This is a genomic window from Zunongwangia sp. (assembly GCF_048269745.1).
Lineage (GTDB): Bacteria > Bacteroidota > Bacteroidia > Flavobacteriales > Flavobacteriaceae > Zunongwangia.
Genome location: NZ_JBLXIB010000001.1, coordinates 247,619 through 266,597 on the forward strand (window position 1 = coordinate 247,619; position 18,979 = coordinate 266,597).

15 protein-coding genes are annotated in these 18,979 nt (G+C 35.3%); 8 read left to right on the forward strand and 7 right to left on the reverse strand.

The genetic code is table 11. From position 1 onward, the window contains the following. The first annotated feature begins 4 nt into the window (after window positions 1-4). The 5 genes from ACN0WI_RS01090 to ACN0WI_RS01110 all read left to right on the forward strand — a co-directional run bounded on the left by ACN0WI_RS01090 (window position 5) and on the right by ACN0WI_RS01110 (window position 5,169). Window positions 5-2,008: a fumarate reductase/succinate dehydrogenase flavoprotein subunit gene (locus ACN0WI_RS01090; protein WP_417884755.1), complete on the forward strand. Its 2,004-nt coding sequence runs from the start codon at window positions 5-7 to the stop codon at window positions 2,006-2,008. A gap of 45 nt (window positions 2,009-2,053) precedes the next feature. After that, window positions 2,054-2,797 carry a succinate dehydrogenase/fumarate reductase iron-sulfur subunit gene (locus ACN0WI_RS01095; RefSeq protein WP_417884756.1) on the forward strand — a complete coding sequence of 248 codons (744 nt, stop codon included), beginning with the start codon at window positions 2,054-2,056 and terminating at the stop codon, window positions 2,795-2,797. Between the two features lie 338 nt (window positions 2,798-3,135). Then, window positions 3,136-3,591 (forward strand): hypothetical protein, encoded by a 456-nt coding sequence (locus ACN0WI_RS01100; RefSeq protein WP_417884757.1) that lies wholly within the window; start codon window positions 3,136-3,138, stop codon window positions 3,589-3,591. A gap of 4 nt (window positions 3,592-3,595) precedes the next feature. Then, the gene (pdeM, locus tag ACN0WI_RS01105) at window positions 3,596-4,225 is read left to right on the forward strand and encodes a ligase-associated DNA damage response endonuclease PdeM (RefSeq protein ID WP_417884758.1); all 630 of its coding nucleotides are present in this window, start codon (window positions 3,596-3,598) and stop codon (window positions 4,223-4,225) included. 152 nt (window positions 4,226-4,377) lie between these two features. Beyond that, window positions 4,378-5,169, forward strand: a complete 792-nt coding sequence (locus ACN0WI_RS01110) for a tryptophan-rich sensory protein (protein WP_417884759.1) — start codon at window positions 4,378-4,380, stop codon at window positions 5,167-5,169. A gap of 195 nt (window positions 5,170-5,364) precedes the next feature. On the opposite strand, the gene ACN0WI_RS01115 is transcribed toward ACN0WI_RS01110, so the two are convergent. From ACN0WI_RS01115 to ACN0WI_RS01125, 3 genes are all read right to left on the reverse strand, one after another. After that, window positions 5,365-6,723: a dihydrolipoyl dehydrogenase family protein gene (locus ACN0WI_RS01115; protein ID WP_417884761.1), complete on the reverse strand. Its 1,359-nt coding sequence runs from the start codon at window positions 6,721-6,723 to the stop codon at window positions 5,365-5,367. Between the two features lie 113 nt (window positions 6,724-6,836). Beyond that, window positions 6,837-7,613: an SDR family NAD(P)-dependent oxidoreductase gene (locus tag ACN0WI_RS01120; protein WP_417884762.1), complete on the reverse strand. Its 777-nt coding sequence runs from the start codon at window positions 7,611-7,613 to the stop codon at window positions 6,837-6,839. A gap of 112 nt (window positions 7,614-7,725) precedes the next feature. After that, window positions 7,726-8,121, reverse strand: a complete 396-nt coding sequence (locus ACN0WI_RS01125; protein ID WP_417884763.1) for a DoxX family protein — start codon at window positions 8,119-8,121, stop codon at window positions 7,726-7,728. A gap of 222 nt (window positions 8,122-8,343) precedes the next feature. On the opposite strand from ACN0WI_RS01125, the gene mfd reads away from it, so the two are divergent. The 3 genes from mfd to ACN0WI_RS01140 all read left to right on the forward strand — a co-directional run bounded on the left by mfd (window position 8,344) and on the right by ACN0WI_RS01140 (window position 12,987). After that, entirely contained in the window at window positions 8,344-11,721 is a 3,378-nt protein-coding gene (gene mfd / locus ACN0WI_RS01130; RefSeq protein WP_417884764.1) for a transcription-repair coupling factor, read from the forward strand. Between the two features lie 197 nt (window positions 11,722-11,918). Continuing rightward, window positions 11,919-12,482, forward strand: coding sequence for a Crp/Fnr family transcriptional regulator (locus ACN0WI_RS01135; RefSeq protein ID WP_417884765.1), 564 nt, complete (start codon window positions 11,919-11,921; stop codon window positions 12,480-12,482). Window positions 12,483-12,597: 115 nt separating this feature from the next. Continuing rightward, on the forward strand, window positions 12,598-12,987 hold the full coding sequence (locus ACN0WI_RS01140) for a RidA family protein (protein ID WP_417884766.1): 390 nt from the start codon (window positions 12,598-12,600) through the stop codon (window positions 12,985-12,987). A gap of 88 nt (window positions 12,988-13,075) precedes the next feature. On the opposite strand, the gene ACN0WI_RS01145 is transcribed toward ACN0WI_RS01140, so the two are convergent. The 4 genes from ACN0WI_RS01145 to ACN0WI_RS01160 all read right to left on the reverse strand — a co-directional run bounded on the left by ACN0WI_RS01145 (window position 13,076) and on the right by ACN0WI_RS01160 (window position 18,970). Continuing rightward, on the reverse strand, window positions 13,076-13,876 hold the full coding sequence (locus ACN0WI_RS01145; RefSeq protein ID WP_417884767.1) for an NAD(P)H-binding protein: 801 nt from the start codon (window positions 13,874-13,876) through the stop codon (window positions 13,076-13,078). A 21-nt stretch (window positions 13,877-13,897) separates the two neighbouring features. Continuing rightward, on the reverse strand, window positions 13,898-16,210 hold the full coding sequence (locus tag ACN0WI_RS01150) for a M20/M25/M40 family metallo-hydrolase (RefSeq protein WP_417884768.1): 2,313 nt from the start codon (window positions 16,208-16,210) through the stop codon (window positions 13,898-13,900). Window positions 16,211-16,322: 112 nt separating this feature from the next. Then, window positions 16,323-16,673 carry a hypothetical protein gene (locus ACN0WI_RS01155; RefSeq protein ID WP_417884769.1) on the reverse strand — a complete coding sequence of 117 codons (351 nt, stop codon included), beginning with the start codon at window positions 16,671-16,673 and terminating at the stop codon, window positions 16,323-16,325. 134 nt (window positions 16,674-16,807) lie between these two features. Continuing rightward, complete coding sequence (locus tag ACN0WI_RS01160; protein WP_417884770.1) at window positions 16,808-18,970, reverse strand: DPP IV N-terminal domain-containing protein; 2,163 nt, start codon at window positions 18,968-18,970, stop codon at window positions 16,808-16,810. Window positions 18,971-18,979: the final 9 nt, after the last annotated feature.

Sequence of the window (18,979 nt, forward strand, 5' to 3'; positions counted from 1 at the left end):
AATTATGTCAGTTTTAGACTCAAAAATACCAGAAGGCCCACTAAAGGATAAATGGACTAAACATAAGAACGATATTAATCTAGTTAATCCTGCTAACAAGCGTAATATAGATGTTATAGTAGTAGGGACTGGTTTAGCTGGTGGTGCTGCTGCAGCAACCTTAGCAGAGCTAGGGTATAACGTAAAAACGTTTTGTTACCAAGATTCTCCTCGACGTGCACACTCAATTGCAGCACAAGGAGGTATAAATGCTTCTAAAAATTATCAAGGAGATGGTGATTCAGATTATCGACTTTTTTATGATACTGTAAAAGGAGGAGATTATCGTTCTCGAGAAGCTAACGTATATCGTTTAGCTGAGGTGTCTGGAAATATCATTGACCAATGTGTAGCTCAGGGTGTTCCTTTTGCCCGTGAATATGGTGGATATTTAGATAACCGTTCTTTTGGAGGGGTTCTTGTATCTCGTACTTTTTATGCCAAAGGGCAAACAGGACAACAGTTATTATTAGGTGCTTATTCTGCAATGAACCGCCAAATAAATCGTGGTAAAATACGTGCTTATAACCGTCATGAAATGATGGATATTGTTTTAGTAGATGGCAAAGCTAGAGGTATTATTGCTCGTAACATGGTAACAGGAGAACTCCAACGCCATTCTGCTCACGCAGTAGTGTTAGCAACTGGTGGTTATGGTAATGTTTTCTTCTTGTCTACCAATGCAATGGGATGTAATGTTACTGCTGCATGGAGAGCACATAAAAAAGGAGCATTTTTTGCAAATCCTTGTTATACACAAATTCACCCAACTTGTATCCCTGTTACAGGAGATCAACAATCAAAATTAACATTGATGTCAGAATCTCTTCGTAATGATGGACGTATTTGGGTTCCGAAGAAGAAAGAAGATGCCGAAGCTATTAGAGCTGGTAAAAAGCGCCCAACAGAACTTTCTGAAGAAGATAGAGATTATTACTTAGAGAGAAGATATCCTGCTTTTGGTAACTTAGTACCTAGAGATGTTGCTTCTAGAGCTGCTAAAGAACGTTGTGATGCTGGTTTTGGTGTTAACAAAACAGGACAAGCGGTATATTTAGATTTTTCTAGTGCAATTGAGCGCTATGGAAAAGAAAAAGCATTTACTTCAGGACACAAGAATCCTTCAAAAGAAGAGATTATAAAATTAGGAAAAGGCGTAATCGAATCGAAATACGGTAACCTATTCCAGATGTACGAAAAAATTGTTGATGAGAATCCATACGAAACTCCAATGATGATTTATCCGGCCGTTCACTATACTATGGGTGGACTTTGGGTAGATTATAATTTGCAAACAACAATACCTGGGTGTTACGCTGCAGGAGAAGCAAACTTCTCCGATCACGGTGCTAACCGATTAGGAGCTTCTGCCTTAATGCAAGGTCTTGCAGATGGTTATTTTGTACTTCCTTATACTATTGGAGATTATCTTTCAAATGATATTCAAACCGGAGAAATATCAATTGAATCTTCTGAATTTAAAGAGACTGAAAAAGCAGTTCAAGATAGAATCAATAAATTGATGAATGCCGGAGGAAAACATTCTGTAGATACTTACCACAAAAAACTTGGTAAGATTATGTGGAATAAATGTGGAATGTCCCGTAACGCAAAAGATTTAGAAGAAGCTATTGAAGAAATAAAAGCCTTACGTGAAGATTTCTGGAAAAATGTAAAAGTAACTGGAACACCGGGAAGCAAGAATTCAGAATTAGAAAAAGCTGGTCGAGTAGCCGATTTCTTAGAATTAGGAGAGCTATTTGCTAAAGATGCTTTACATAGAAATGAATCTTGTGGAGGTCACTTTAGAGAAGAATATCAAACTGAAGAAGGAGAGGCTTTACGGGATGATGAAAACTTTAGGTATGTAGCAGCTTGGGAATTTAAAGGATTACCTAGCGAAGCGGTATTACATAAAGAAGAATTGATATTCGACAATATCGAATTAAAAACTAGAAGTTACAAATAACAATGTAAGTGTAAAATTATTTACACAAAACACAATACACTACGTATGAAACTTACATTAAAAATATGGCGTCAACAAGATGCCAAATCAAAAGGAGGAATAGTTGAATATCCTATCGATGGAATTGAAGAGGATATGTCTTTCCTTGAAATGCTAGATGTTTTAAATGAAGAGTTAGTTGCAAAGGGAGAAGAACCAGTAGAGTTTGATCACGACTGTAGAGAAGGAATTTGCGGAACTTGTTCATTACAAATAGATGGAGAGCCTCATGGGCCAGATCGCCTAATTACAACTTGCCAGTTGCATATGCGAAAGTTTAACGATGGCGATACAATTACAATAGAACCATTTAGAGCAGATGCTTTTCCGGTAGTTAAAGATTTAATTGTAGATCGTTCTGCTTTCGATAGAATTCAGCAATCTTGGGGGTATGTTTCTGTAAATACTTCAGGTAATACAATAGATGCAAACTCTATTCCAGTAGAAAAAGCTAAAGCAGACGAATCTTTCGATGCCGCTACTTGTATTGGATGTGGAGCATGTGTGGCAGCTTGTAAGAATGCAAGTGCAATGTTATTTACTTCTGCAAAGGTATCTCAGTTTGCATTACTTCCACAAGGGAAAGTAGAAGCTACCGAGCGTGTGATGGCTATGGTTAGACAAATGGATGAAGAAGGATTCGGAAACTGTACCAATACCGGAGCTTGTGAGATTGAATGTCCTAAAGGAATCTCTTTAGACAATATAGCTCGAATGAATCGTGAATATTTAGCAGCTAGTACTAAATAAAAGTAAACTGCTTTTAGCATATATAGAATCCCGATATCTTATTAGATTTCGGGTTTTTTTTGTGGATCATTTGAAAAGTTTTCATGCCAATTTTTGAACATTTTGCACCAGCATATTATAAGTTTTAAGATATTTTGAATGCTGAAGTTTTTTATATTAGTCACGCAGTCTATTTCACCTTTTCAACAATACTTTACTTATATTGAGCGAAGATGAAGTGGTTGATTTATGATCAATAAAGAATTTCTATGCTCAATCCATGCTCTAGAAAGCATGTTAATTCAGCCACTATTCAATAACTAAATTTCTATCTTAGATTTTTAAAAAGATAAATTTTTATGAAAAAATTAGTTTGTTTCTGTTTTGCGATATTAATGTTTAGTTGTAATTCAGCTAAAAAACTACAAAATATAAATTCGAGTCTAATTGCTGAAGGCAACTTATATGGCAATGGTGCTGAAGGCTTATCAGAAAAGAATAGAGTTCTTAAAAATCAAAAAGAATGGAAAGATTTGGTAGCTAAAATGAATACTGTTAATGCCGCTATAGAAGAAGACCAAGTAAATTCCGTCGATTTTGATAAACAAATAGTTATTGCTTTAATTGATAAACAACGAAATAAAGGTGGATATTCTATCAAAATTTCAACAATAGAGAATAAAAAAGAATCGGTGGTAATTAAAATGAAGAAATTTCAAACTGAAGGAATGGCTACTATGGGAATGATGCAGCCCTATTATTTGGCCACCATTCCTAAAACAAATAAGGAAATTATTTTTGAAGAAGTAAAATAGCTAATTGGAAATCACCATTCTAAATAACCATTTTCTGTTGAATTTCAGCGGTGTTTCTTATTGGGAAGAACAAAAAATGCTGCTTGTAGCTGATGTGCACTTGGGAAAGATATCTCATTTTCGAAAAAATGGGAGTGCGGTACCGCAACAAGCAATTCAGGCTAATTTTGAACGCTTAACGGCAGCGATTAAACGTTTTAAACCAAAAAAAGTAGTGTTTCTGGGCGATTTGTTTCATAGTTCGTTTAATTCAGAATGGTATGTTTTTGAAAATTGGGTCAAGAAGCAGCAAATTTCAATGACACTTATTGCAGGAAATCACGATATTATTTCACCAATTCAGTATTCTTCATTAGATATTGAGCTTGTAGAAGAATTGATAATTAATAAGTTTCTACTCACACATCATCCAGAAAAAAGAACAGGGTTTTTTACTATTTGCGGTCATATTCATCCAGGGTATCGGTTAGAAGGCTTTGGTAAACAGGTTTTGAAATTGAAATGCTTTTTCAGAAGTGAAAATCAATTAATTTTACCTGCATTTGGTGAATTTACTGGCTGTTTTTTAATGACACCAAGCCCGAAAGACCAAATATATGTTTGTGCATCAGAAGAGGTAATAAAAGTGGCATAAACTTTAACGCCAAAGTAACACAAGCTTACAGCCATCTTCGCTAAATTCATCTTAAATTTTTATACTGAATCTAGTTCAGATCTACGTTCTTAGTTAAAAGTGGAAGTCTGTAGATCCGAATCATGTTTAAAAAGAGACGATATTAATATATTATGAAACTAAAATTCATTGCTCTCAGTAATGCAATTTCTGTAGTTATTGCACTATTTATAAGTTATTACACGCAAGCAGTAAAGCTTAACGGAAATACAATGGGAAGTTTAAGCCATAAATATGCTAATTTATTTACTCCGGCAGATTATGCTTTTGCCATTTGGGGGCTTATATATTTAGGTTTATTGGCTTTAGTGGGCTATCAACTTTATCAGGTATTTTACGCTAAAAATGATTTTGAATTTATGTCGAAATCAAAATACTGGTTTGTGATTGCTAATTTAGCTACTGCCAGTTGGGTCGTTTTGTGGTTATATGAATATACAGCACTATCGATAGTTGTAATGTTTATAATCCTTTTTGCGCTTATAAAAATAATTTTGAAGACCAATATGGAGCGTTGGAATGCTCCTCTTACTACACTGGCTTTTGGGTGGTGGCCAATAAGTTTATATGCTGGTTGGATTGCAGTTGCAACAATTGCAAATATTGCGGCTTATTTAGCAAAAATAGGTTGGGATGGTGCCTTTTTTACAGAAACGCAATGGACATTGATAATGATTGTTGTTGCCACAGTATTAAATATCGTTTTAATTTATACCCGAAATATGCGTGAGTTTGCTGCTGTAGGTATTTGGGGTTTAATTGCTATTTATATGCGTCATTATTCCTCAGAAAATCTTATTGCTTTTACAGCTTTAGCAGGAGCCATTCTAATAGGTTTAAATGCAGGTTACCATGGTTTTATCAATAGGAAACAAAATGTTATGTATCGAATGATAAATAAATGAAGAGTTAGTTATTAGGTTGGATTTGCTTTTTCTGTTTTAGAAAATAAATAATACATCGCTTTTCTTTTAGAAAATAGAAACAACTCGTCATCCTGGAGTTCATTTTGGAATCTTATTACTCTTATGGGGTTCTAAATAGGATTAAAAATGACTAATTTTAAAAGTCTAATAACATTAGCGGTCTAAATTTTAGATCTATGTCATTCCCTTAATATCATTACTCCACGTAGGGTAGGCAAAAATCATCGCTTTAAGGTCGTGACAGGAAAGACCGCCACACATTGCCATTACAAACATATTAATCATTTCTCCGGCATCTGGACCTACAAGATGAGCGCCGAGAACTTTTTCGGTTTCCTTGTCTTTAATCACTTTAAACGCGTAATGCTGATTGGCAATACGTTTTGAATTAAACCAGCTGGGTACTGATTTGTGTTTTACTACATAATCAAAACCTCTTTCTTTGGCTTGCTTTTCTGAAAGCCCTACGGAAGCCACGTTGGGCAGTGTAAACACGACAGAAGGTTGTGGCGGATAATGCGCCTCGGTTTTATTATATTTTCCTAAAAGGTTCGCTGAAACCACCCGCGATTCCTGGGAAGAAAGTGGTGTTAGTGGTAAACCTTCACTATTGGAAACATCTCCGCAAGCATAAACACTTGCGTTGGTCGTGTTTTGTAGATGCTCATTTACGGTAATTCCCTTATTACTAAAAGCGACATTCCCTTTTTCCAGTTCTAATTCGTCAATCGAAGGAACACGTCCTGCGGTATTAAAAATCAGTTCTGCTTTTGCTGAAATTTCTTCTCCGTTTTTCGTTTCTGCAGTCACCCGAAGGTATTTCCTAAGCTTTTCTACTTTTGAAGCTTTCGCATTAAACATAAATTTGATGCCAATAGCTTCGGAAGCTTCGGTAAGATGCGCCACCATATCTTCATCAAAATTTGAAAGTGGTCTGGGTTCGGTATCAATTACCGTAACTTCAACGCCAAGTCGGGCGGCAATATGAGCGAATTCCATTCCAATATAGCCGGCACCAATAAAAATCATCGATTCTGGAAGTTTCTCCAACTCCAGGAAATCGTCACTGTTCAGCATTAATTCGGCTCCCGGTATTTTAAGCGGCATGGGTTTATTACCAGTGGCGATTACGATTTTTTTGGTCTTTACCGTTTTTCCTTCTACCGAAAGCGTGTTTTCGTCTAAAAATTTAGGCGATTGATGGTACATCTTAATATCAAGAGCAGCCAAATCTTTTTCGGTGGCAGCGGGAATAGCGCCCGTAAATTTATACTTGAATTTCTGTAAATCTTGCCAACTTACCTCGGGCATTTTTGAAATTCCCAATCCCAGCATATTTTGGGAACGCTCGATAATTTCGGTAATCCCTACCAACACTTTTTTTGGATCGCAACCTCGATTGGGGCAGGTGCCACCATATTCCCGATTATCGGCTATAGCTACTTTCCAGCCGGCTTTTGCGCAATCTTTAGCTACGCTTTTTCCGGCAGTTCCGGTACCGATTACAAAAACATCAAATTCTTCTATTCCCATTTTATTTTAGATTTTAGATCGCTGTGATTTTTAGATTATAGACAACAGATTGAAAAATTATGATTCTTAAGTCTGTCCATATCTATGCTCTATTTGTCCTATCTCACTACTATTTAAATATATTTCACCACTCCACCTTCAACTTTTAGTTTGGCGCCATTAGTTGCTGAGGAAAGCGGACTTGCCACATAAGCGATCATATTGGCGACTTCTTGTGGATCGGCAAAACGTTTCAAAATCGATGTCGGACGATCGTTTTCGAAAAATTCTTTTTGGAAGTCTTCAAAATTCTGATCTTCAGGAACATCTTTTTCTAATCCTTCGGTTCTAGTTGGTCCAGGTAAAACACTGTTAACGGTAACACCGGTTCCTGTAGTCATTTCAGCTAAACCTCGTGAAATTGCCAGCATTGCTGTTTTGGTCATTCCGTAGTGAACCATTTCTACCGGAATATTCAAAGCACTTTCACTAGAAATAAATATGATTCTTCCCCAACCTTTCTCCATCATTTTTGGCATTAAAGCACGCGAGAGTCGAACACCACTCATTACATTGATATCATAAAACTGCTGCCAATCTTCATCTGTGGTATCAAAGAAATCTTTGTTGGCAAAAATACCTACGTTGTTAACTAAAACATCAACGCTGCCAAGTTGCGTAATTAAAGTATCAATTTCTTTAGTATTGCTAAAATCACAGGCAATTCCACTTATTTTTTTACTACTAGTTTCTTCTCTTAATTTTTCTAAAGAAGTATTTACAGATTCTTGCGAACTTCCGTTAATAATCACTTCAGCACCTTCAAAAGCAATAGTTTTTGCTGCTGCATATCCAATACCTTTGGTTGATCCTGAAATAAATACCTTCTTGTCTTTTAATAGATAATCCATTTTTATATCTTTTTTGTTTAAATAAAGCCGCTTTGCTAATAGAATATAGACTAAAATTTAATCATTGTTAGGTCTATGCTCTAGCTTTTGTTGTCTTAAATTTTAATTCCAACTACTTATTACTCTTTTTCAACGTCCACACCTCGTATTCAAGATTTTTCAGAAGAAAAAAGATGAATAGTGCGTAAAGCATTTGTGTGCCGATCGCGCTCCAATCTTCTTTAAACGCACAACCAGTGATAAGTAGCATTATAAAAATTGCTGCCGCAGCTAATACTTTTTTACTATAAATACCTAAGAGAATAAAAATTCCCAGTACCACTTCAATAAAAGGAATAGCGTAAGCCACAACTGCTACTAATGCGAGAGGAAGCATCGTGCCTTCAAAACCCTGTGTGAGTCCGTTAGCAAACATTTCCAGTTTTGGTATCCGAACAAATCCGTGTAGGAAAAGGTTGATTCCTAAAGTAATCCTAGCTAAAAGAAAAGCGAGTTGCTGGTTAGACATTATATTTTTTTTGAAATTAAGTATTTTGGAAAGCAAACCTTGTTAGGGAAATTGTAAAATATCTAGTTAGATTATGGATAGCTTCAGAAGATAGGCGATATTAGTTTGAATGTTGAATACGGAGAGGCTGTTTAGGTATTCTTTTATCTTTTTATTTAAAACCAACGTTAAAAATTTCATACCCAGTTGTGAAGCTTTGGTTTTGCCATTATCTTTGCGGCAATGAGTACATCTACTATCGCCCAAAGTTTTGCACAATCCCCGCAACAGCAGGAATTGCGGGACGCTATTGCCGTTTCAGAAAAAAATACCGATAAAATTCATTTAAAAGGTCTTATTGGCTCATCCCTTTCTTTTGTGGTGGCCAATGCTTTTAAAGAAGCCAAACGGCCTTTTTTATTAATTCTGAATGATAAAGAGGAGGCTGCATATCACTTAAATGATTTGGAGCAGTTAATCGGAGAGGATAATGTGTTGTTCTATCCTGGCAGTTACCGCAGGCCTTATCAAATTGAAGAAACCGATAATGCCAATGTGCTTTTGCGTGCCGAGGTCTTAAACCGAATCAATTCGCGCAAGAAACCGGCGGTGATTGTTACTTATCCCGATGCGCTTTTTGAAAAAGTAGTTACCCGAAAAGAACTTGATAGAAGTACACTAAAGATTAAAGTGAACGATGAACTTTCTATCGATTTTGTAAATGAAGTTTTGTTTGAATACAAGTTCAAACGAGTAGATTTTGTCACAGAACCCGGCGAATTTTCAGTACGAGGAGGGATTATTGATGTATTTTCTTTTAGTAATGACGAGCCGTACCGAATCGAATTTTTTGGGGATGAGGTAGATAGCATCAGGAGTTTTGATGTAGAAACCCAACTTTCTACCGATAAGGTGAACAAGATTTCTATTATGCCCAATGTCGAGAATAAACATCTCGATGAAGTAAGAGAAAGCTTTTTAAAATATATCGCTGAAAATACCTTGATATTTGTTAAAAATCTCGATCTTTTTTCAGCACAAATGGATAAACTTTTTGAGAAGGCAGAAGAAGCTTTCCAAAAACTTTCCGGAGAGGTAAAGCAAAGTGAACCCGTAGCACTTTTTTGTACCTCTTCCTTAATTCATGAACAGATTCTTGATTTTTCGGTGGTAGAATTAAGCAATTATCCGTTGCTAAAACCAAAAAAAGAGATTGTTTTCTTTGTATCGCCGCAACCTTCCTTCAACAAACAATTCGATTTATTGATTGCCAATTTAATCGAAAATCAAGAAAAAGGATATAGCAATTATATTTTCTGCGGAAGCGAACAGCAAGCCAAACGTTTCCACGATATTTTTAAAGATCAGGAAAAAGAGGTAAAGTATAAAACGGTAGTCCTTTCCTTATTTCAAGGATTTATTGATGAGCAGGCAAAAAATGTTTGCTATACCGATCATCAAATTTTTGAGCGTTACCATAAATTCAGCCTTAAAAATGGCTATGCCAAAAAGCAGGCAATTACCCTGAAAGAGTTGACCAACCTTACCGTAGGTGATTATGTAACCCACATTGATCACGGAATTGGGAAGTTTGGTGGATTGCAAAAAATAGATGTAGAAGGCAAAAAACAGGAAGCCATTAAACTGATTTATGGAGAGCGCGATATCCTGTATTTAAGTATTCATTCCCTACATAAAATTTCGAAATATAACGGTAAAGACGGAAAAGAACCTAAAATCTTCAAGTTAGGTAGTAATGCTTGGAAAAACCTGAAGAAAAAGACCAAAGCCCGCGTAAAACATATCGCCTATAATTTAATTGAATTATATGCGAAACGCCGCTTGCAAAAAGGTTTTGCGTACGGTCCCGATTCTTATTTGCAACACGAGCTGGAAGCTTCTTTTATTTATGAAGATACACCAGACCAAAGTACAGCGACCGAAGCAGTTAAAAAAGATATGGAAAACGAACGCCCAATGGACCGATTGGTTTGTGGGGATGTTGGTTTTGGGAAGACCGAAGTGGCCATTCGCGCGGCCTTTAAAGCGGTAGATAATGGGAAGCAAGTTGCGGTTTTAGTGCCCACGACGATTTTGGCCTTTCAGCATCATCAAACTTTTTCGGAGCGTTTAAAAGATTTACCCGTAACAGTCGATTACTTAAATAGGTTTAGAACCGCCAAAGAACGCCGAGAAACGCTAGCCGATCTGGAAAGCGGTCGCGTAGATATTATCATCGGAACGCATCAATTAGTAAACAAGGCGGTTAAATTTAAAGATCTGGGACTGCTGATTGTTGATGAAGAACAAAAGTTTGGAGTAGCGGTAAAAGATAAGCTGAAGACCATCAAAGAAAACGTCGATACATTGACACTCACGGCAACCCCAATTCCGCGTACGCTTCAGTTTAGTTTGATGGCGGCAAGAGATTTATCGACCATTACCACTCCGCCACCTAACCGATATCCAATCGAATCGAATGTGATTCGTTTTTCTGAAGAAACCATTCGGGATGCGGTATTATATGAAATTCAGCGAGGCGGACAGGTGTTCTTCATTCATAACCGCATTGAAAACATCAAAGAAGTTGCCGGAATGATTCAGCGTTTGGTGCCCGATGCGAAAGTAGGCATTGGTCACGGACAAATGGAAGGGAAGAAGCTGGAGAAATTAATGCTGAGTTTTATTAATGGCGAATTTGATGTGCTGGTTTCTACCACGATTATTGAAAGTGGATTGGATGTGACCAATGCCAACACTATTTTTATTAATAACGCCAATAATTTCGGACTGTCTGATCTTCACCAAATGCGAGGTCGGGTAGGACGAAGCAATAAAAAGGCCTTCTGTTATTTTATCACGCCACCTTATTCGGCAATGACCGAAGAAGCGCGTAAACGAATGACGGCTCTAGAGCAATTTTCTGAATTGGGAAGCGGATTCAATATCGCGATGAAAGATTTAGAAATTCGTGGTGCCGGAGATTTATTAGGCGGGGAACAAAGCGGATTTATCAATGAAATTGGTTTTGATACCTATCAGAAGATCCTTGCGGAAGCTATTGAAGAGCTGAAAGAAAATGAATTTAAAGAGCTGTATAACGAAGAAGATATTGAAGATAAAGATTTTGTGAAGGAAACACAGATCGATACTGATTTTGAAATTCTATTCCCGGATGATTATATCAATAACATCGCCGAGCGTTTGAATTTATATACCAAGCTGAACGAATTAAAAACCGAAGAAGAATTAGAAAAGTTTGAAACCGAATTAGTCGATCGTTTTGGCGAATTACCGGTTTCTGCCGTCGATTTATTAAATAGTGTTCGTATTAAGTGGATCGCTTCTAAAATAGGCTTAGAACGCATTATTATGAAGCAGAATAAACTGATAGGCTATTTTATTGCCGATCAGCAATCGCGTTTCTACCAAACAGCTAATTTTACCAAAGTATTGCAGTATGTACAGTCGCATCCTACAACTTGTAAGATGAAAGAAAAGAAAACTAGAAATGGCCTGCGTTTGCTATTAACCTTCGATAAGATAACTTCGATAGAAAGAGCACTAAAAGTATTACAACCCTTAGATTTTAGAAAGAAGAAGGAAGAAGTGGAAGCATAGATAAAAAGAAGTTTGATAAAGATTTCTCTTCTATGGACGAAATGGTATTAGAGATATTTTAGCGGTATAACTTAGGTAGTTTCGAGCAAGAAAAAATGGAGCTGAGAAATTTAAAACAAAAAGCTAAATCAAACCCCATAATCCCATATTAAGCTATGTGGTATTTTTGAATTATACGTTGTAATAGCGCGGTTAAGATGAATAAAAATCTAAGAAGACATATTAATCAAATTACACCACTTACAGATGAAGAATACACCTTCTTGTCTTCTTATTTTTCGGAGGAAGCATATAAAAAGAAAGATTTTCTTATTCGCCAAGGAGAGCATGTAAACTATTGCTATTTTATTGTTTCGGGCCTTTTAAAATTAGTCTACAATGACGAAAACGGGAAAGAGCAAATTATTTCTTTTGCTATGGAAGACTGGTGGGAAAGTGACTTTTCAGCTTATTTTACAAAGTCTAAAGCGAAAATGTCCTTGCAGTGTATTGAAGATACTAGGGTGTATACACTTAGTTTGAAGAACTATCAAAAACTTATTGCTGAAATGCCTAAAATGGCTTGTTTTTTCCTTGAAAAATCAAATTCGGGTCATATTGCCGCACAAAATAGAATGATTTCGTTACTTAGCTTAGATGCTCAGGGAAAATATCAGGAATTACTGAAGCAATATCCATCTTTATTTCAGCGTGTTCCTAAAACACTTTTAGCGTCTTATTTGGGAGTTTCCAGAGAAACCTTAAGCAGACTTCAGCATTAAAAAAACTTATTACTCTCCTTAATCGTGACCTATATCACACATAATAAAGAATGAGCCCAGGATATTTGCATGGATGTTAAACGCTGTATTAAACAGCAAAAAAATGCAAATAAAAATGGAAAAGCGAACAATCAATCCCTGGCAATGGCAGGAAGCCCGAAATTATGTACAGGCAATAGAAGTTAAAAATGTAGAAAGTACGCTGTATGTTTCAGGGCAAACCGCGATAGATGCCGACGGTGTTTCTAGTAAAGAAGATATGAGAAGTCAGATTTTTGAGGCTTTAGAAAATTTGGAAAAAGTTATCCACGAAGCTGACTACAAATGCAAAGACATCGTTCGACTAAATATTTATACCACTTCATCACAAGATTTATTCAATAATTTTGATGTTTTTCAAAACTGGGTTATTAAAAATGATATCAAGCAAACATCAACAGTACTTGAAGTGCAAGTACTTTTTGAAACTTTAAAAGTTGAATTTGAAGCTACTTTAGCTAAGTAATAAAACTGGAATTAAACCTCACTGGTTTTCAAGAACTAGTGAGGTTCTTTATAATTTCTCAATACTCAAATCTAATATCTCATTTCTATTAAATTCCATGCTCAAAATCAAAGCCTATTTTCTCTAAATTTACGGAAGAAATAATTTTTCCTCTAGAAATTTGATTTTGGCTATATTCAGGAGCTTTTATATTTCTGGATTTCGCTTCTTTGGCGTAGTATTCTGCTTTACTGGGATGTTCGGGATATGCCGCATTAAATACTGTTCCAAATTCATCATTTTCGATGATTTTTGAAATTAAGTTTATACAATCCTCACGCCGAATTAAATTAACAGGAGCATCTCCGTTTTTTAAGTTAATTTTACCCGAAAGCATGGTAACCGGATGCCTGTCGTTGCTTATTAAGCCACCAAATCGAATAATAGTAGTACTAAAATTGCTGTTTTCTTGTAATAATTTTTCACAATTATAAAGTTGTCTACCTGCTTCAGACGTTCCGTTAGGAGTATCTTCTTCAGTATAAGTTTGAATAGCTTCTGTATCCTGAAAAACACTGGTAGAACTAATAAAAATAATATTCTTTATTCCTGAATTTTCGATATAAGGAATACATTTTTCAATTTTTTTGGTAAAATTTAATTCTGGATTTTTTCGAAGTCCTGGTGGAACATCGATAATTAATACTGAAGAGCCTGATAGAAAAGCATCCATATCGCCCATAATACCATCTTCAAAAAGCTGAAGTTTGTAGGGCGTAATTTTAGCATTTGCTAAATCGTGAATTTTATGAGCTGATGTGCTAGATCCTTTCAAAGAATAATTTTCGTCTACTAATTGTTTCCCTAAAGGAAAACCTAACCAACCGCATCCTAATATCGATATTTGCATTTTTCAGTAGTTTTATTTTTCTTATTGTACAGGTATTTCTTTTTTATAAATTATAGCATCGTTTAAAACGAAAGGCTTTGGGATCATATTCTCGGCGCGTTTCGGTACGTCAAGTTGTTTGTTGTCTAGCAAATTGTAACTAGATTCATACATAATAAATTCAGCAGATTTTGATTTATCTAAGCTAAAATTCATTTCCAAAGTATCTTTGCTTGAAATGTAATAAGTAAGCAAGCGGTGCTTCCACCTTCTGGTAAACATGTTGAAGGCCTCTTCCCCGAGCTTCACATTTTTTTCAGCTAGACCATTCACCTTAAAGTTATTAAAATCGACAATATCTTTAGTATAAATTTCAATTCGTTTTGAATTGCGATTAGGTGTTATTTTTAGTGAATATTGAATTTCGTTGGCAGAGCTATCTATTTTTTTAAGGTTAATTGTCGGCTTTTTAATCTCAATTCTAGGAGCTTCGCTTCTCCAACTAAAACCGGAATGATATTTACTACTAAATTTATTTTCAGTAGTTGTAATTAGTGGCGGATTTTCTCCAAAATAAGTTTTTGTCCATTCATCGGGAACTTTATCGTAAGAATACCAATTCGCTTTATCTTCATCAGCATCATATAAATATACTAAACTATTTGGTTTTGGCCTTTCCGCAGTAAAATCAGCTGTAAAATGAGCATAGAACATGGTAATATTAAAACCTAAAAAGAATAAAACTGCTAATAAATCTTTTTTACTGAAGTAACCAAAAACTGGAAAAAATAGTGTGAATAGTATAATAGTAAGAATTCCCGAAACAAATAAAATTTGAAGTCCTAAGGCAACAGGAAACATTTTTATAAATGGAAATATTATAAAAAGCGACGGAAGGCTTAATAATGTATTGATAATTAAATTTGGTTGTTTTTGTCTTATCATTAAAAATAACTGAATACATCCAAAATAAACCGGAATTATAAAATAAGCAGCACCTTTTAAAGAGAAACTAAGTAATGTGCATATTAAAATCCAGAAAAAAAGAGGCGCAACAAATTGCGAAGCTGCGTGTGTTGCGTTGTAAAATTTATGATACGTAAAAAATACAACCGTTAATGCAAGCAAAATTGTTGCTAAAATATAGCTATAGCCATTGTAGGTAAAGCCATGCAGCATCTCAGAATATTCCGGATAAATATATAGGCAAAACTTCCAAAATCCGAATATTAAAAGTCCGCCTACAATTAAACTAACCAGATAAGGGACAAAACCTTTTGCAATAGCTTTAAAGCTTAATTTCTTAGTTAAGAAACCATATGTTATTATACCGAAGAAAAATAGAATACCAATAATTAGCATCGGTATTATCCATGTAAATGGATAGGTTATAAATATCCCGAAAGGCAAATTGAAATACAGTAAATCTTTATCTGATTTTAGTTTTTTTAGATTAGCGTTTTGAAAATATTTAAGTACTGGCATCAAATAATCAGCTTGATGAGCTAAGGTTTCTTTATCCAAGTTTTTAGGAATATCGTTTGCTGTATGATAATCAAAATGATCATCTATAAAAGCAAAGTTAAACCCATTTATATTTCCTAATTCTCTAAGAACAGTTAGGTCGGTATCGTTAGGTAATAACTTATATACACTATATGCTAATGAATTAGTAGTAGGGTAGGGAACGTGCGCTTTTTTAAAAGCTTCAATAAGTTTTGCATTTCCTGCATTAGTTTCTAAAAGCATAAATGAGCTTCCACCACTTCCACGAGCTTCAAAATTAAGCGCCAATTTAACTTCTTTAGCCCAAGGATGTTCTTGCATAAAAAGTTCTGCTCCTAACAAACCGATTTCTTCCGCATCGGTGAAAAGGATGATAATATCATTTTTAGGAATATTACCTTCTGCGGTAAAGGCCCGAATACCCTCTAAAATAGTTGCTACACCGCTTGCATCGTCACTTGCACCGTGTGATGAATGAGGTTGACTATCGTAATGCGCCATTAAAAGCAATGCATCACCGTTTCCGCTACCTTTAATTCGGGTTAAAATATTCTCTGGTCGTGCTAAAAAACCTTCTTTATTAAGAATAAAGTCTTCTTGAGTTTGTACAACCAAGTCTAAATTTTGAAGCTGATCTACAATATAATTTCGGACTGTACTATGGTTTTTGCTACCTAAATAATGTGGTTGCTGCCCTATTTTCTCAACATGCTCAAAAGCTCTGTTCACAGAAAATTGATTATTGGGTACATCTTCAGAAATACTATGAGGTTGTAAGCTATAGTAACTTAACCAACAACAAAAAGAAATAAGTAATAAAGCTATTAAAGCTTGTAAATTTTTAGACATTCAGTAAAAAATTTCATAATAGCCATAAAGATACTTAAGTTATTATAACTCACAGAAAGTCGAAGCTTTTTTTAGGTTTATATGGAAAATTCAGAGATTATTGAATTTAAAATTATGTTCTTTTAACTAGTGCGTAATATTCATTATTTTCTAAAGGTAAATAGCCTTGATTGTATACAAAATAATAGGTTTTCCCTGTTTTGGTAGTATATATGCTTGTAAAATATTCGAAATTAAATCCTTTAGCAATTAATTTTGTTTTACTAACTTTAATTTTATCGGTTGGATTTAGCTGTTCTAAAATACGATAGTTTTTCCGAAGCGCATTATTGATGTTCCGCATCAGATTTTTAGTATCCTTATTAAGTTTATTATTATAAGAATTCCGGCAATAGTCGTTACAGAACTTTTTATCGGCTCTACCTATTATTTTTTCACCACAATCTAAACAAAGCTTATCCATATTAGAAAGATATTAAAAAATATAGATTATTGAAAATCAGATTCTTGTTTGTTGTTTTGTAATTTATTTTTGAAGTAATAGGTTTCAATTAATAATTTACTTCAAAAAAATCGATTTTCAATAATCTTTTACTTTTATTGTCTCGGGCTTAATTTAAATTCTTTCGGATGTTCGGCACCCATTAGGTTTTCAACAAAATAATCCCATCGTCTGCGCATCATATAATAACTATCCATACCATAACTATGGCGCGCATTTGGAAATATAATTAAGTCAAAATCTTTATTTGCCTTTATCAAAGCATCGATTACTAAATACGAGTTATAAGGTGGCACATTATCATCCAGATTTCCGTGGGCAATTAACAAATCTCCCTGAAGATTTTTGGCGTTGTATTGATTGGCTTGTAACTCGTAGTTGGTTTTTCCGCTTTCCGTTTCTTGAATAAGTCCGTTATAACGTTCGCCCCAATCATCTTCATAATTTCGGTTATCGTGGTTTCCAGATTCAGAAATTCCCACTTTGTAAAATTCAGGATACGAAAACATTGCATCTGCAGTTGCAAAACCACCGCCTGAATGTCCCCAAATTCCTACTTTGTCTAAATCCATATAGGAGTATTTTTTGGCTAATTGTTTTAATCCACTTATTTGATCTTTTAAGGTATTATCCCCCATGTTTCCGTAACAAGCATCATGGAAGGATTTAGATCGACCCGGATTACAAGTTCCATCTATTACTACCACAATAAAACCAAGCTCAGCTAAAGATTGGTGGTCACCACGAGAAGGGTAAAATTCACGGCCACCAACTCCGCCGCCTTGTGGACCGGGGTAGATGTAATTTACTACCGGATATTTTTTGGATTCATCGAGATCGGTAGGCGTAAACATAAGTCCGTATAAATCCCATTTTTTTTTAGCCGATTTTACTTTTATTGGTTTAGGGGCCTGCCACCCTATAGCTTTTAGGCGAGAAATATCGGCTTTTTCCAAATCCATGATTTTGCGTCCTTTAATGTCTCTAAGAACGGCTTTATTAGGAACATCGGGTTGTGAATAATTATCTACAAAAAAGGCGTTTTCCGGAGAAAAAGAAACACTGTGTGTTCCGTTTTCAGGAGTTAAAAGCTTTAAACCTTTACCATTAAATTTTACGCTATATAAATTTCTGAAATAAGGATCGCGACCTTTTTCTTTTCCTTGTGCGTAGAAATATAATTTTCGATTTTTCTTATCTACTTTTTGTAGACTAGTTACTGCAAAGTTACCATTGGTAATTTGGTTTTTAAGTTTTCCTGTTTCAAGGTCGTACAAATATAAATGACCCCAATTATCGCGCTCCGAGTACCAAATAATTTCATCAGATTTTGGCAAATAATGCCAGTTGATTGTTCCTTGTCCCGATTCGAATTGTGTATCTACCTCTTCAGAAAAAATATCTCGAACTTCTCCATTTTCAGTATTAGCTACACGAAGTGTCACTTTTTTATGATCTCGAGAAACTGAGGCAAAAGCTAAAGTTTTAGAATCTGGTCCCCATTCGTTATCGCCAAAGGTGCCGTCGCAGGCAATATCATCGCAAAGCGTACCACGTCTCGCATCGGCAGGCATGTTAAGTTTAGTAATCTTTTTATTTTTAATATCGATAATTACACGTTCAATTTTTATAATTGCTGAATCTTGCGGAATAGGATATTTCCATTCCTGAAGTTCGGGCTCGCCAACTTTGGTTTTTACCAAATACATATCGCTTACATGTCGCTGATCTTGCTTAAATGTGGCGATCTTTTTAGAATCTGGACTCCATAGAACTATGGGCTTATCACTATGCTTCCAACCCGCATTATCGGTTGCATACCCATAATTTTTCTCTCCGTCTGTAGTAAGTTGAATTTCCTCGCCAGATTCATTATCTCGCATCCAAAGATTCCAGTCTTTAATAAAAACCACTTTAGAGCCGTCTGGAGAGGCGACCTCAATTCTAGATCTTCTTTGATTTTTAGTGGGCTTATCATTAATTAATGCTGAAATAGAACTCGCTGTTTTTCTTGTTTTTATCTTCGGATCGATAAGGACGTAATGCGTTTTTCCGTTTACCGAAACACTATACCAAAACCGGCCATCTTCTAACCAATTGGGACTTACATAATCTTTATCTACTAAAGAGTACGTATTATAGGCTAAAAATTTTGCAGCCTGTTCGTAATCTGTAGTAGTGAGTTTTTTTGAGTTTTGTTGTCCGAATGTAATGGTAGTATAAACTAGAAAGTATAAAACAAAGTAAAATTTATTCATAACAGCTAT

Bases quoted from the DNA above. Each gene is read 5' to 3' on its own strand.
- ACN0WI_RS01135 (WP_417884765.1), top strand. From the start codon at position 11,919: ATGAATAAAAATCTAAGAAGACATATTAATCAAATTACACCACTTACA.
- ACN0WI_RS01160 (WP_417884770.1), bottom strand. From the start codon at position 18,970: ATGAATAAATTTTACTTTGTTTTATACTTTCTAGTTTATACTACCATT.
- ACN0WI_RS01120 (WP_417884762.1), bottom strand. From the start codon at position 7,613: ATGGATTATCTATTAAAAGACAAGAAGGTATTTATTTCAGGATCAACC.
- ACN0WI_RS01100 (WP_417884757.1), top strand. From the start codon at position 3,136: ATGAAAAAATTAGTTTGTTTCTGTTTTGCGATATTAATGTTTAGTTGT.
- ACN0WI_RS01095 (WP_417884756.1), top strand. From the start codon at position 2,054: ATGAAACTTACATTAAAAATATGGCGTCAACAAGATGCCAAATCAAAA.
- ACN0WI_RS01090 (WP_417884755.1), top strand. From the start codon at position 5: ATGTCAGTTTTAGACTCAAAAATACCAGAAGGCCCACTAAAGGATAAA.
- ACN0WI_RS01115 (WP_417884761.1), bottom strand. From the start codon at position 6,723: ATGGGAATAGAAGAATTTGATGTTTTTGTAATCGGTACCGGAACTGCC.
- ACN0WI_RS01155 (WP_417884769.1), bottom strand. From the start codon at position 16,673: ATGGATAAGCTTTGTTTAGATTGTGGTGAAAAAATAATAGGTAGAGCC.
- ACN0WI_RS01125 (WP_417884763.1), bottom strand. From the start codon at position 8,121: ATGTCTAACCAGCAACTCGCTTTTCTTTTAGCTAGGATTACTTTAGGA.
- ACN0WI_RS01150 (WP_417884768.1), bottom strand. From the start codon at position 16,210: ATGTCTAAAAATTTACAAGCTTTAATAGCTTTATTACTTATTTCTTTT.
- mfd (WP_417884764.1), top strand. From the start codon at position 8,344: ATGAGTACATCTACTATCGCCCAAAGTTTTGCACAATCCCCGCAACAG.
- ACN0WI_RS01110 (WP_417884759.1), top strand. From the start codon at position 4,378: ATGAAACTAAAATTCATTGCTCTCAGTAATGCAATTTCTGTAGTTATT.
- ACN0WI_RS01145 (WP_417884767.1), bottom strand. From the start codon at position 13,876: ATGCAAATATCGATATTAGGATGCGGTTGGTTAGGTTTTCCTTTAGGG.
- ACN0WI_RS01140 (WP_417884766.1), top strand. From the start codon at position 12,598: ATGGAAAAGCGAACAATCAATCCCTGGCAATGGCAGGAAGCCCGAAAT.